11 protein-coding genes are annotated in these 12,901 nt (G+C 67.2%); 9 read left to right on the top strand and 2 right to left on the bottom strand.

Features of this window, described 5'->3' with window-relative positions; genetic code table 11:
* Window positions 1–7 precede the first annotated feature (7 nt).
* The 8 genes from ACO07J_RS19535 (at window position 8) to ACO07J_RS19570 (ending at window position 10,678) form a co-directional block, all read left to right on the top strand.
* The gene (locus tag ACO07J_RS19535; protein ID WP_422032068.1) at window positions 8–691 is read left to right on the top strand and encodes an ArsR/SmtB family transcription factor; all 684 of its coding nucleotides are present in this window, start codon (window positions 8–10) and stop codon (window positions 689–691) included.
* A 50-nt stretch (window positions 692–741) separates the two neighbouring features.
* Complete coding sequence (locus tag ACO07J_RS19540; RefSeq protein ID WP_422032070.1) at window positions 742–2,205, top strand: PLP-dependent aminotransferase family protein; 1,464 nt, start codon at window positions 742–744, stop codon at window positions 2,203–2,205.
* A gap of 108 nt (window positions 2,206–2,313) precedes the next feature.
* The gene (xsc, locus tag ACO07J_RS19545) at window positions 2,314–4,089 is read left to right on the top strand and encodes a sulfoacetaldehyde acetyltransferase (protein ID WP_422032072.1); all 1,776 of its coding nucleotides are present in this window, start codon (window positions 2,314–2,316) and stop codon (window positions 4,087–4,089) included.
* 4 nt (window positions 4,090–4,093) lie between these two features.
* Window positions 4,094–5,254 (top strand): acetate/propionate family kinase, encoded by a 1,161-nt coding sequence (locus ACO07J_RS19550; protein WP_422032075.1) that lies wholly within the window; start codon window positions 4,094–4,096, stop codon window positions 5,252–5,254.
* Window positions 5,255–5,393: 139 nt separating this feature from the next.
* Window positions 5,394–8,222 (top strand): molybdopterin oxidoreductase family protein, encoded by a 2,829-nt coding sequence (locus ACO07J_RS19555; RefSeq protein WP_422032077.1) that lies wholly within the window; start codon window positions 5,394–5,396, stop codon window positions 8,220–8,222.
* Window positions 8,219–9,061, top strand: a complete 843-nt coding sequence (locus ACO07J_RS19560; RefSeq protein ID WP_422032078.1) for an alpha/beta fold hydrolase — start codon at window positions 8,219–8,221, stop codon at window positions 9,059–9,061. Before ACO07J_RS19555 ends, ACO07J_RS19560 begins: the two co-directional genes overlap by 4 nt.
* Window positions 9,058–9,804 carry a 4Fe-4S dicluster domain-containing protein gene (locus ACO07J_RS19565; protein WP_422032080.1) on the top strand — a complete coding sequence of 249 codons (747 nt, stop codon included), beginning with the start codon at window positions 9,058–9,060 and terminating at the stop codon, window positions 9,802–9,804. The genes ACO07J_RS19560 and ACO07J_RS19565 overlap by 4 nt, the downstream gene beginning before the upstream one ends.
* A gap of 1 nt (window position 9,805) precedes the next feature.
* Window positions 9,806–10,678, top strand: a complete 873-nt coding sequence (locus ACO07J_RS19570) for a dimethyl sulfoxide reductase anchor subunit family protein (protein ID WP_422032082.1) — start codon at window positions 9,806–9,808, stop codon at window positions 10,676–10,678.
* A 101-nt stretch (window positions 10,679–10,779) separates the two neighbouring features.
* Here the strand turns inward: ACO07J_RS19570 and ACO07J_RS19575 are convergent, their stop codons facing one another.
* Window positions 10,780–11,355 (bottom strand): DUF1523 family protein, encoded by a 576-nt coding sequence (locus ACO07J_RS19575; protein ID WP_422032084.1) that lies wholly within the window; start codon window positions 11,353–11,355, stop codon window positions 10,780–10,782.
* A 211-nt stretch (window positions 11,356–11,566) separates the two neighbouring features.
* Here ACO07J_RS19575 and ACO07J_RS19580 point away from each other — a divergent pair, with 211 nt between their 5' ends.
* Window positions 11,567–12,388 (top strand): cyclase family protein, encoded by an 822-nt coding sequence (locus ACO07J_RS19580; protein WP_422032086.1) that lies wholly within the window; start codon window positions 11,567–11,569, stop codon window positions 12,386–12,388.
* 34 nt (window positions 12,389–12,422) lie between these two features.
* Here ACO07J_RS19580 and ACO07J_RS19585 read toward each other — a convergent pair whose 3' ends face one another.
* Window positions 12,423–12,716 carry an SCP2 sterol-binding domain-containing protein gene (locus ACO07J_RS19585; protein ID WP_422032088.1) on the bottom strand — a complete coding sequence of 98 codons (294 nt, stop codon included), beginning with the start codon at window positions 12,714–12,716 and terminating at the stop codon, window positions 12,423–12,425.
* Between the last annotated feature and the right edge of the window lie 185 nt (window positions 12,717–12,901).

A 12,901-nucleotide genomic window follows, 5' to 3' on the forward strand; every position in this document is an offset into this window, starting at 1 on the left:
TCAAACCATGAGAGACGGACCTGACATTGCCCGGGTGGCCGCGCTGATCGGTGATCCGGCGCGGGCGAACATCCTGACCGCGCTGATGAGCGGCAAGGCGTTGACCCTGTCGGAACTGGCGGGCGAGGCCGGGGTGACGCTGCCCACCGCCTCGGGGCACATGGCGAAGCTGGCCGAGGGCGGGCTGGTGGGCACGCGCAAGCAGGGGCGGCACAAGTATTTCGCGCTGGCGAGCGACGATGTCGCGCATGTGCTGGAGGCGCTGATGGGGCTGGCGGCGGGCACCGGTCAGTTGCGCCACCGCCCCGGCCCGCGCGACCCCGAGATGCGGAAGGCGCGGGTCTGCTACAACCACCTGGCCGGCGACATGGGCACGCAGATGTATGACAGCCTGATGGCGCGCGGGATGCTGCGCCATGCGGGCAAGGCGCTGGAACTGACCGATGAGGGGCGAGCCTTCGTGGCGGCGTTCGGCATCGACCTCGACGCACTGCCCCGCTCGCGGGCGCCGCTCTGCCGCGATTGCCTCGACTGGTCGGAGCGGCGGGCCCATCTCGCGGGGCGTCTGGGCCGGGCGATGCTGGGGCATATGGAGGCGTCGGGCTGGGTCAGCCGGGTGAAGGGCTCGCGCATCCTGCGGTTCTCGGCGCGGGGCGACGCGGCCTTTCGCGAGGCGTTCGGCCCGGCCTGACGCTCAATACCAGATTGCGGGCGGGATAAGGCCAGTATACGTTTGGCCCTATGTCGATCCCCGTCGAGACCTTTTTCCTCAATCCCGAAGCGCAGGGCACGCTGCAAGCGCAGATCCAGCAGATGATCGCGCAGGGCATCCTGTCGGGGCGGCTGCGGAAGGGGGAAAAGCTGCCCTCCTCGCGGAAACTGGCGGCGCATCTGGGGGTCAGCCGCATCACCGTGACGCTGGCCTATACCGAGCTGCAGGCCTCCGATTACCTCGAATCGCGCGACCGCTCGGGCTATTTCGTCTCGCAGAACGCGCCGGAGCCGCCGCAGTTCGCCGCGCGGCATCCGCGGCAGGACAGCATCGACTGGTCGCGCGCGCTGGGCCGTCGGTTTACCGGCGGGGCGACGCCGGTCAAGCCGCGCGACTGGTGGAGCTTTCGCTATCCCTTCGTCTATGGGCAGACCGATCCGTCGCTCTTCGATCATGCCAACTGGCGGCATTGCGCGCTCCGGGCGCTGGGGCAGAAGGATTTCCAGGCGCTGACGACGGATTACTACGACAATGACGACCCGCAGCTGATCGAGTTCATCGCGCGGCATACGCTGCCGCGGCGGGGGATCCTGGCGCGGCCCGAGGAAATCCTCGTCACCATGGGGGCGCAGAACGCGCTGTGGCTGACGGCGCAGGTGCTGTTGACGCAGCGGCGCACGGCGGTGGCGGAGGAGCCGTGCTACCACGCGCTGCGCGATATCCTGACGCAGTCGCGCTGTCACCTTGCCCCGGTGCCGGTGGACAAGGACGGGCTGCCGCCCGAGGCGCTGCCGGACAGCGCCGACGTGATCTTCACCACGCCCAGCCACCAGTCGCCGACCAATGCCACCATGCCGCTGGCCCGGCGCAAGGCCCTGATGGCAAGGGCGCGGGAGATGGAGGCGCTGATCGTCGAGGACGATTACGAGTTCGAGATGGCCTTCCTCCGGGCGCCGCTGCCGGCGCTGAAATCGCTCGATACCGATGGGCGGGTGATCTACGTGGGCAGCTTCTCCAAGTCGATCTTTCCGGGGCTCAGGCTGGGCTATCTCGTCGGGCCCGAGCCGTTCATCCGCGAGGCGCGGGCGCTGCGCGCCAGCGTCTACCGCCACCCGCCGGGGCATATCCAGCGGACGGCGGCCTACTTCCTCAGCCTCGGTCATTACGACAGCCTGATCCGGCGGATGGGGCAGGTCTTCGCCCGCCGCCGCAAGGTGATGGAGGAGGCGCTGGCGGATCACGGCCTCGGCGTGGCGGGCCGCGGCGTGTTCGGCGGCTCGTCGATCTGGATGCGCGCGCCGGAGACCGTGGACACGGGCGAGCTTGACCGGCGCCTGCGCGACAAGGGCGTGCTGATCGAGCCGGGGCGGCCGTTCTTTCACGCGCCCGAGCCGCCGGGGAATTACTACCGGCTGGCCTATTCCTCGATTTCCTCCGAGCGCATCCCCGAAGGGGTGGCGCGGCTGGCCAACGAACTGGCGCTGATGCGCTGACTGGCTTTAGTCGGGCGCCAATTCTGGCCCTAACGATGCCCCGGCCCGTGCCGTAGGTTTGCCGCAACTCCGGCGCACCGCCGGCTTTGGATTTCAGGAGACACCCGCATGAAAATGACGACCGAAGAAGCTTTCGTGAAGACGCTGCAGATGCATGGCATCCAGCACGCCTTCGGAATCATCGGGTCCGCCATGATGCCGATTTCGGATATTTTCCCCAAGGCGGGGATCACCTTCTGGGATTGCGCGCACGAGGGCAGCGCCGGGATGATGGCCGATGGCTATACCCGCGCGACCGGCAAGATGAGCATGATGATCGCCCAGAACGGGCCGGGCATCACCAATTTCGTGACCGCCGTGAAGACCGCCTACTGGAACCACACGCCGCTGCTGCTGGTGACGCCGCAGGCGGCGAACAAGACCATCGGGCAGGGCGGCTTCCAGGAAGTCGAGCAGATGAAGCTGTTCGAGGACATGGTGGCCTACCAGGAAGAAGTGCGCGACCCGACGCGGATCGCCGAGGTGCTGAACCGGGTGATCCTCAAGGCCAAGCGCGCCAGCGCCCCGGCGCAGATCAACGTGCCCCGCGATTACTGGACGCAGGTGGTCGATATCGAGCTGCCGCAGATCGTGGCGTTCGAGCGGCCGACGGGCGGGAAGGAGTCGCTCGACCGGGCGGCGGAGCTGCTGAACGCCGCGAAGTTCCCGGTGATCCTGAACGGCGCGGGCGTGGTTCTGGCTGGCGGGATCGAGGCCAGCAAGCAACTGGCCGAGCGGCTGGATGCGCCGGTCTGCGTGGGCTACCAGCACAACGACGCCTTCCCCGGCTCGCACCCGCTCTTCGCGGGGCCGCTGGGCTATAACGGGTCGAAGGCGGGGATGGAGCTGATCTCGCAGGCGGACGTGGTGCTGTGCCTCGGCACGCGGCTCAACCCGTTCTCGACCCTGCCGGGCTATGGCATCGATTACTGGCCCAAGGGCGCCAAGATCATCCAGGTCGACCTGAACCCCGACCGGATCGGGCTGACCAAGCCGGTCAGCGTTGGGATCGTGGGCGATGCCAAGGCGGTGGCCGAGGGCATTCTCGAGCGGTTGTCGGACAGCGCGGGCGATGCCGGGCGCGACGAGCGCAAGGCGCTCATTGCCAAGACGAAATCGGCCTGGGCGCAGCAACTGTCCAGCATGGATCACGAGGATGACGATCCGGGCACCACGTGGAACGAGCGCGCGCGCAAGGACAAGCCCGACTGGATGAGCCCGCGCATGGCGTGGCGGGCGATACAACAGGCGCTGCCGAAGGAGGCGATCATCTCGTCGGATATCGGCAACAACTGTGCCATCGGCAACGCCTACCCGTCCTTCGAGGAAGGCCGGAAATACCTGGCGCCGGGGCTGTTCGGGCCGTGTGGCTATGGCCTGCCCTCGGTGATGGGGGCCAAGATCGGCTGTCCGGACGTTCCGGTGGTGGGCTTTGCCGGCGACGGGGCGTTCGGCATCGCCGTCAACGAGCTGACCGCCATCGGCCGCGAGGAATGGCCGGCGATGACGCAGATCGTCTTCCGCAACTACCAGTGGGGCGCCGAGAAGCGGAACTCGACCCTGTGGTTCGACGACAACTTCGTCGGCACCGAGCTGGACGAGGGCGTCAGCTATGCCGGGATCGCCAATGCCTGCGGGCTGAAGGGTGTGGTGGCGCGGACGATGGACGAGCTGACCGACGCGCTGAACCAGGCGATCAAGGACCAGATGGAGAACGGCACCACCACGCTGATCGAGGCGATGATCAACCAGGAGCTGGGCGAGCCGTTCCGCCGCGACGCGATGAAGAAGCCGGTGGAAGTGGCGGGCATCGACCCGGCCGACATGCGCGAGCAGGTGGTCTGAGCCGATGAGCGGTGCCGGCGGCGAGGACGCGATACTGGTTCTCAATGCCGGGTCCTCCTCGATCAAGTTCGCGGTGTTCGGCGGCGACCTGAAGGAGCGGCTGCGCGGGATGGCCGACGGCATCGGCGGCGAGGGCGCGCTGCGCGTCGGGCGCAACCGGCAGAAAGCCACGTTCGGCACCCATGCCGCCGCGCTGGCGGCGGTGCTGGAAGGGCTGGCGGCGCAGGGCTTCTCGGCCGACCGGTTCCGCGCGGCGGCGCACCGGGTGGTGCATGGCGGCATGGAGCTGACGGCGCCGGCGAAGATCGACGTGCACGTGCTGGCCGGCATCCGGCGCTGCGTGCCGCTGGCGCCGCTGCACAACCCGCACAACCTTGCCGCCATCGAGACGCTGGCGCGGCTGGCGCCGGACCTGCCGCAATGCGCCAGTTTCGACACCGGGTTTCACGCCTCCAACCCCGAGGTGGCCAAGCGCTATGCCCTGCCGGCGGATATCGAGGCGCGGGGCATCCGGCGCTACGGGTTTCACGGGCTCTCCTATGCCTCGCTCGTGCGGGCCATGCCGGAGGTGACGGGGGAGGCGCTGCCCAAGCGGCTGCTGGCCTTCCACCTCGGCAACGGCGCGTCGATCTGCGCCATCCGCGACGGGAAATCCGTGGCCACGACCATGGGCTATTCGCCGCTTGAGGGGCTGAGCATGGGCACGCGGGCGGGCAGTATCGACGGCAATGCCGTCCTCCGCCTCGCGGGCGAGGACGGGATGGATGCGACGCTCAGGATGCTGAACAAGGAAAGCGGGCTCTGGGGCCTGTCGGGCGGCATTTCCGACATGCGCGCGCTGCTTGAGGATGAGGGCGAGCGGAGCCGCTTCGCGGTCGAGCATTTCTGCTACTGGGCGGTGCGGCACGCGGGCTCGATGATCGCGGCGATGGAGGGGTTGGATGCCGTGGCCTTCACCGGCGGCATCGGCGAGAACGCCGCCCCGGTCCGCGCGCGGATCGCCGAGGGGCTGGGCTGGCTGGGGCTGCAGCTCGACCAAGAAGCCAACGACGCCGGCCGCCCGAGGCTGCATGCCGATGGATCCGACGTCGGCTGCTGGATCGTCGAGGCACAGGAAGAGCGCCGGATCGCGGCGGATGCGCTGGACTTGCTGGGGGCCGGATGATTGGATCGCGTGGGAAAATCGTCTGGATTTCCGCTCGACGTGGAACGCATGGTTTCCAACGGGCGGGAAATTCAGGAAAAGGGTCGCCGGCCCTATCAACCTATCATAACGTGCCGCCGGATCGGGAGACAGATTTCACATGAGCTTTGAGCAGCCGCGAATCAATACCTCGCCCAAGGTGTCGGACGAGGTGCGGAAGACCACGTGCTACATGTGCGCCTGCCGCTGCGGGATCAACGTGCACATGAAGGACGGCAAGGTCGCCTATATCGAGGGCAACCGCGACCATCCGGTGAACAAGGGCGTGCTTTGCGCCAAGGGCAGCGCCGGGATCATGCAGGTCAACGCGCCGTCACGCCTGCGGGCGCCGTTGAAGCGTGTCGGCCCGCGCGGCTCGGGCGAGTTCGAGGAGATCAGCTGGGACGAGGCGCTCGATATCGCCACCGGCTGGCTGGCGCCCTTGCGCAAGAACGACCCGTCGAAGCTCGCCTTCTTCACCGGCCGGGATCAGAGCCAGTCCTTCACCAGCTTCTGGGCGCAGAATTTCGGCACGCCCAACTATGCCGCGCATGGCGGCTTCTGCTCGGTCAACATGGCCGCCGCCGGTATCTACACCATGGGCGGCGCCTTCTGGGAGTTCGGGCAGCCCGACTGGGACCATACCAAGCTGTTCATGATCTTCGGCGTGGCCGAGGACCATGACAGCAACCCCATCAAGATGGGCATCGGCAAGATCAAGGCGCGCGGCGCCAAGGTGATCGGGGTGAACCCGATCCGCTCGGGCTACAATGCCGTCGCCGATGACTGGGTCGGGATCACGCCGGGCACCGATGGGCTCTTCATCCTGTCGCTGGTGCATTGCCTGCTGAAGGCCGGCAAGATCGACCTCGACTACCTCGCCCGCTACACCAACGCCGCCTGCCTGGTGAATCGGGATTCCAAGTCGCCCGAGTATGGGCTGTTCCTGCGCGACGCCGACGGCAAGCCGCAGGTGATCGACCGCAACACCGGCAAGCTGGCGCCGTTCGACCAGAAGGGCGTGCGGCCCGATCTTTCCGCCAGCTACCGGCAGGGCGGGATCACCCACAAGCCGGTGATGCACCTGATGGCCTCGCGCTACCTTGCCAAGGAATACGCGCCCGAGGCGGTGGCCGAGCAATGCGGCGTGAAACCCGCCAAAATCCGGGCCATCGCCAACGAACTCGCCCGCGTGGCCTTCGAGGAAGAGATCGTGCTCGAGCGGGAATGGACCGATTTCCGCGGCGAGAAGCACTCCGTCATGAAGGGCCGCCCGGTCAGCTTCCACGCCATGCGCGGCATCTCGGCCCATTCCAACGGGTTCCAGACCTGCCGGGCGCTGCACATGCTGCAGATCCTGCTGGGCTCGGTCGAGGTGCCGGGCGGGTTCCGGTTCAAGCCGCCCTATCCCAAGCCCGTTCATGCCCACCCGACGCCGCATTGCAAGTCCACCCCCGACGCCCCGCTCGACGGCCCGCACCTGGGCTTCGTGCGCGGCCCGCAAGACCTTGCGCTGAAGGAAGATGGCAGCCCGGCGCGGATCGACAAGGCGTTCACATGGGAAAACCCGATGAGCGCGCACGGGCTGATGCACATGGTCATCAGCAACGCCCATGCCGGCGACCCCTACAAGATCGACACGCTGTTCATGTACATGGCCAACATGTCGTGGAACTCCAGCATGAACACGCGCGGCGTGATCGACATGCTGACGGACAAGGACGAGAACGGCGAGTATGTCATCCCACGGATCATCTATTCCGATGCCTACAGCTCCGAGATGGTCGCCTATGCCGACCTGATCCTGCCCGACAAGACCTATCTCGAGCGCTACGACTGTATCAGCCTGCTCGACCGCCCGATCTGCGAGGCGGACGCGGCGGCCGACGCGATCCGCTGGCCGGTGGTGGAGCCCGACCGCGACGTGCGCGGCTTCCAGACGGTGCTGGTGCAGCTGGCCAACAAGCTGAAGCTGCCGGGGTTCACCGATGAGGCGGGTGCCGCGAAATACACCGACTACGCCGATTACATCACCAACCACGAGCGCAAGCCGGGCATCGGCCCGCTCGCCGGGTGGCGCAGCGGCAAGACCGGCCTCACCCACGGGCGCGGCGCGCCGAACCCCTCGCAGTTGAAAAGCTACATCGCCAATGGCGGGTTCTTCATCAAGCACATCCCCGACGAGGCGGCCTATATGAAGCCGTGGAACATGGCCTACCAGGAGTGGGCCGTGGGGATGGGCATCTATGACAGCCCGCAGCCTTATGTCTTCGACCTCTATGTCGAGACGATGCGCCACTTCCAGCTCGCCGCCGAGGGCCATGGCGAGCGCCAGCCGCCCGCGCATCTGCGCGAGCGGATCAAGCAGACCCTCGACCCGCTGCCGGTCTGGTACCCGCCCTTCGAGGACGGCAGCATCGACACCGGGGAATACCCGGTCCACGCCCTGACCCAGCGGCCGATGGCGATGTACCACAGCTGGGGCTCGCAGAACGCGTGGCTGCGGCAGATCCACGGGCAGAACCCGCTCTACGTGCCGACCAAGATCTGGCAGAAGGAGGGATTTGCCGAGGGCGACTGGGCGAAGGTCACGTCCGCCCATGGCGAAATCGTGGTGCCGGTGGCGCATATGGCGGCGCTGAACGAGAACACGGTCTGGACATGGAACGCCATCGGCAAGCGCAAGGGCGCCTGGGCGCTCGACGAGGATGCGCCGGAGGCGACGCGGGGCTTCCTGCTGAACCACCTGATCCATGAATTGCTGCCGCCCAAGGGCGACGGGCTGCGCTGGTCGAATTCCGATCCGATCACCGGGCAGGCGGCGTGGTTCGACCTGCGGGTGAAGATCGAGAAGACCGCCGCGCCGGACCAGGCGAAGCCCGAGTTCAGTGCCATCCGCTCGCCCGTCGGCAAGGGGCCGGACGAGCTGCGCTGGAAGGTGGGCAAATGAGCGCGCCGGAGATCACGGGACGTGACGGCGTGCGGCTGGCCACGTATGCCGAGGGCCCCGAGGACGCCCCGGCGCTGCTGTTTATCCACGGCTGGGCACAGCAATCGGTCTGCTGGCGGCCGGTGATGGACCGTCTGAAGGACCGCTTCCGCGTGGTGGCGATGGACCTGCGCGGCCACGGCGCGTCGGACAAGCCGGAGGGCGACGGGCCCTATACCGACACGTCCCTCTGGGCCGATGATGTGAAAGCGGTGATCGAAGGTTACGGGCTGGAAAAGCCGGTGCTCGTGGGTTGGTCCTATGGCAGCCGGGTGATCGCCTCCTACCTGTCGGTGCATGGCGATGACGCCCTGGCCGGTGTCGTGCTGGCGGGCGGTATCCTGACCATCGGCGCGGCGCGGGAAGACTGGATGGTCGGGCCGTCGAGCCCCGGCGTGCAGCGCGACCTCTACACCGACGACCTGCCAAGGCGGCTGGCCGCGACGGCAAAGTTCGTGCGGGAGTGCACGGCGCAGCCGCTCGATACGCAGGCGTATGGTGAGCTGGTCGGCGCCAACATGCTCTGCCCGCCGCATGTGCGCCGGGCGCTTTTCGCGCCGGCATGGGATTTCCGCCCGGTCTACGCGGCGATGACCTGCCCCGGGCTGGTGATCCACGGCGTGAAGGACGACGTGGTCTCCGCCGCCACGGGCGAAGCGGCGGCGGCACTGATGCAAGACGCCCGCTACCTGCCCTACGACGGAACCGGCCACGCGCCCTTCCTCGAAAACCCCGATCGTTTCGCGGCGGATGTCGCGGACTTCACCGAAACCCGTGCCAGACGGAAGGAGGCGGTATGACGAGCCTGCCCGAGAAAACCGACCGCAAGCTGGGGCTGGTGATCGACCTCGACACCTGTGTCGGCTGTCACGCCTGCGTGGTCAGCTGCAAGGGCTGGAACACCGAGAATTACGGCGCCCCCCTGTCCGACCAGGACCCGTACGGCGCCGACCCCTCGGGCACCTTCCTCAACCGCGTGCATTCCTACGAGGTCCAGCCCGAGGAAGGGGCGGCGCAGCTCATCCACTTCCCCAAAAGCTGCCTGCATTGCGAGGATGCGCCCTGTGTGACCGTCTGCCCCACCGGCGCCAGCTACAAGCGCGTCGAGGACGGCATCGTGCTGGTGAACGAAAGCGCCTGCATCGGCTGTGGCCTGTGTGCCTGGGCCTGCCCCTATGGCGCGCGCGAGATGGACGCGGCGGAGGGGGTGATGAAGAAATGCACGCTCTGCGTCGACCGGATCTACAACGTGAACCTGCCCGAGGAAGACCGGGTGCCCGCCTGCGTGCGCACCTGCCCGGCGGGCGCACGGCATTTCGGCGATCTGGGCGACACGGAGAGCGCTGTCTCGAAACTGGTCGAGGAACGCGGCGGCATGGACCTGATGCCGGAACAGGGCACGAAGCCCGTCAACAAGTACCTGCCGCCCCGGCCCAAGGACGAACTCGACCAGGTCGACGTGCTGGCGCCCTATCTTCAGCCGGTGGCGGAGGAGCCGAAAGGGTTCATCGGCTGGCTTGATCGTACACTGGAGAAGCTCTGACATGCATCCGGCGCCGTCCGTCATCATCTTCACCACCCTGTCGGGGCTGGGCTTCGGCCTCCTGGCCTGGCTGGGCCTCGGCTTTCCGGAGGTCACCGGCTGGGTCGCCTTCACCTTCTTCGCCATCGCCTATGCGCTGGCGGTGGGCGGGCTGGTCTCCTCGACCTTCCACCTCGGCCACCCGGAACGCGCCCTGCTGGCCTTCACCCAGTGGCGGACATCATGGCTCAGCCGCGAGGGCGTCGTCTCGGTCGCCACGCTTCTGGTGATGGCTGTCTATGGCGCGGGGCAGGTGTTCTGGGGCGAAAGCTGGCGCCTCCTCGGCGTGATCGGCGCGGTTCTGTCGCTGGGCACGGTGTTCTGCACGGCGATGATCTATGCCCAAATGTCCACGGTGCCGCGCTGGAAGACACCGCTCACGCCGCTCCTCTACCTGATGCTGGCCATCGCCGGCGGCGCGCTCTTGGCGGGTCAGGTGAAGGCGGCGATGCTGCTCCTGCCGCTGGCGGCGGCCGCACAGGTGCTGTGGTGGATGCGCGGCGACGGCGCGTTCGCGCAGAGCGGCACGACACTGGCGACGGCCACCGGGCTTGGCGGCACCGGCAAGGTGCGCTCCTTCGAGCATCCGCATACCGGCAGCAACTACCTGCTGCGGGAATTCACCTTCCAGGTGGGCCGCAAACATGCCACCAAGCTGCGCTCGATCGCGATGCTGCTGGGCTACGTGCTGCCCTTCTCGCTGCTGCTCATGCCGTTCTCGCACGCGCTGGCGCTGGTGGCGGTCATCAGCCACCTTGCCGGCGTCGCGGCCTCGCGCTGGCTGTTCTTCGCGGAAGCCGAGCACGTGGTGGGCCTCTACTACGGCAAACGCTGACCGCCGCGCGTCAGCCCTTGCGGGTGGCCGCGCCCCCGGCTTCTTCTTGGGAATAAATATCCAAAACCCGACGGTTCAGCGGGCGCAGGCACATCCGGGGCTCAGCCCCACCCGTCGGTCCATTCGTCGACCTTCGGATCGACCCGGTTCCGCCGGAACCGCTTCCACCGCACGCGGATCGCCCAGAACAGCGCGGCCAGCACCGTCAGCACGATGATGTTGAACCACGGGATGATCCGCACGTCCGGCCCGGCGACAATCTTGACGTTCACCGCGTTGGGATAGATCGAGATGAACTCGTTCCGCCAGCCATAGTGGCGGATCGACACCCAGCGCGGGTTTTCCGAGGTCGACCTCAGGTCGGCCGCCTCGGCCTGAAGGTTCGAGGTGTCGAACTTGAAATAGGGCGGCCAGCCCCAGCCGGTATCCTCGTTGCGATACACCATCACCCGGCCGTTCGACCGTACCGCCGTGATGAAGAATACGTCGCGGTTCACCGTCCCCTCGGCCTCGCCCGTGCCCTGGTTCGCCCAGAAGATCGAGTTCTCGCCGAAATCGACCCGTTTTTCATAGGTGTCGGTGATCCGCGCGATGTCGTGCTGCGGCAGGGTGTAGTGCAGGAAGGCGCCCACAAGCAGCCAGAAGGCGATGATGAAAACCCATTTGACGTAGACCATGCCGGCCCCCTTTCCTGCTGTTCGCGCGATTCCTGCCTGTAGGTCTTGCATATAGGCATGGTGAGGCCATGGGCCAGACGTGAGCGCCGCGAGGTGCGGAATTTCGCGGCGGCGGCAGGGCCCTCGGCGCGGCGGGCGGAGACTCCATTTGGGCCCGGGGCCGGATTCGCGGTAGACTGGCGGGATAATCATAAAACAGGGAGTGCGATCCATGTGTGATATCTGCGTCATGAACGCCGTGAAGGAAAAGATGCTGTCACGGCGAAGTTTCTTTGCGGCCACCGCCGCAACCGGTGCCGCCGCCGTGCTGGGCGGCACGATCGCCGCGCCGCCGGCCATGGCCGCCGGGCACGGTGCGGTCGAGGATCTGACCCATGCCTACGGCCCCGATTTCCCGACCTTCTTCGGCGTCCCCGGCATCGAGATGGAGGCAAAGTTCAATTTCGACGAACACGGGTTCAACCTTTTCAACCTGAGCCTCAATGAACACACCGGCACCCATATCGACGCGCCGATGCATTTCTCGGCCGATGGCGCCTCGGTCGACGAATTGCCGGTGTCGTCGCTGGTGGCGCCGCTCTGCGTGGTGGATATCGCCGCCCGGGCCGAGGATGACCCGGATACGCAGGTGACGCCGGAGGATCTGAAGGCCTGGATCGACGCCAATGGCGAGATTCCCGAGAATGCCTGTGTCGCCATGCATTCGGGCTGGGGCGCCAAGGTCGGGGGTGACGGCTATCGCAACGCCGACGGGGAGGGGGCGATGCATTTCCCCGGCTTCCATGTCGATGCGGCCACCATGCTGATCGAGGAGACGGCGGCCCAGTCGATCGCGGTCGACACCCTGTCGCTCGACCACGGGCCCTCGCCCGATTTCGCGACGCATTACGCCTGGCTGCCCTCCGGCCGGTTCGGGATCGAGTGCATTGCCAATCTCGACAAGCTGCCCGCCGCCGGGGCGACCATCGTCGTGGGGGCGCCCAAGCACAAGGGCGGCTCCGGCGGCCCGGCGCGGATCTTCGCGATGACGTGATAGGGGAGCGGGGGCCTATGCGGTCCCCGATGCCCTACGGCGCCGCGCTGAGGATTTCGCCCACTTTCAGCGCCCGCATCGGGCTGCCGTCGACCTTGAGCTTGCCGGTCATCACCGCGGTGGTGGGGCTCTGGCTGCCTTCGACGATATTACGGAAGACCTGCGAGGTGGCCGTCAGTGTCAGGTCGGCTTCGCGGTCGCTTTCCACGGCGCCGGTCTCGTCCACGTAAAGACGGCCGAGATCGGGCATGTCGAGCGCGACGGAGCCCCGGATACGCCCCTTGGCGCGGGCACTGACGGCGGCGGCGAAGTCTTCGAGCGGGGTCATGGGCGGGGCTCCGGCTGGATGTTCGGGGACAGCATGCCAGAGGGCGCGGGAAAGCAAAGTGTGACGGTGGGTCATTTCGGCGATCGCAGGGAGGGAAGCCGCAGGTTTGGCCCAGGATGTCCTTGACGTAGGGAGGCCCCGGCTCGGGGGCCGGGGCGGGGAAGAAAATGATACCCGTCCCGGGC

Origin of the sequence: Roseovarius sp. (genome assembly GCF_965228755.1) — a bacterium.
In the GTDB taxonomy this organism is placed as follows: Bacteria; Pseudomonadota; Alphaproteobacteria; order Rhodobacterales; family Rhodobacteraceae; genus Roseovarius.

Excerpts from the sequence above, each read along its gene's own strand:
- ACO07J_RS19580 (WP_422032086.1), top strand. The coding sequence starts at position 11,567 with ATGTGTGATATCTGCGTCATGAACGCCGTGAAGGAAAAGATGCTGTCA.
- ACO07J_RS19585 (WP_422032088.1), bottom strand. The coding sequence starts at position 12,716 with ATGACCCCGCTCGAAGACTTCGCCGCCGCCGTCAGTGCCCGCGCCAAG.
- ACO07J_RS19535 (WP_422032068.1), top strand. The coding sequence starts at position 8 with ATGAGAGACGGACCTGACATTGCCCGGGTGGCCGCGCTGATCGGTGAT.
- ACO07J_RS19560 (WP_422032078.1), top strand. The coding sequence starts at position 8,219 with ATGAGCGCGCCGGAGATCACGGGACGTGACGGCGTGCGGCTGGCCACG.
- ACO07J_RS19575 (WP_422032084.1), bottom strand. The coding sequence starts at position 11,355 with ATGGTCTACGTCAAATGGGTTTTCATCATCGCCTTCTGGCTGCTTGTG.
- ACO07J_RS19565 (WP_422032080.1), top strand. The coding sequence starts at position 9,058 with ATGACGAGCCTGCCCGAGAAAACCGACCGCAAGCTGGGGCTGGTGATC.
- ACO07J_RS19570 (WP_422032082.1), top strand. The coding sequence starts at position 9,806 with ATGCATCCGGCGCCGTCCGTCATCATCTTCACCACCCTGTCGGGGCTG.
- ACO07J_RS19555 (WP_422032077.1), top strand. The coding sequence starts at position 5,394 with ATGAGCTTTGAGCAGCCGCGAATCAATACCTCGCCCAAGGTGTCGGAC.
- xsc (WP_422032072.1), top strand. The coding sequence starts at position 2,314 with ATGAAAATGACGACCGAAGAAGCTTTCGTGAAGACGCTGCAGATGCAT.
- ACO07J_RS19540 (WP_422032070.1), top strand. The coding sequence starts at position 742 with ATGTCGATCCCCGTCGAGACCTTTTTCCTCAATCCCGAAGCGCAGGGC.
- ACO07J_RS19550 (WP_422032075.1), top strand. The coding sequence starts at position 4,094 with ATGAGCGGTGCCGGCGGCGAGGACGCGATACTGGTTCTCAATGCCGGG.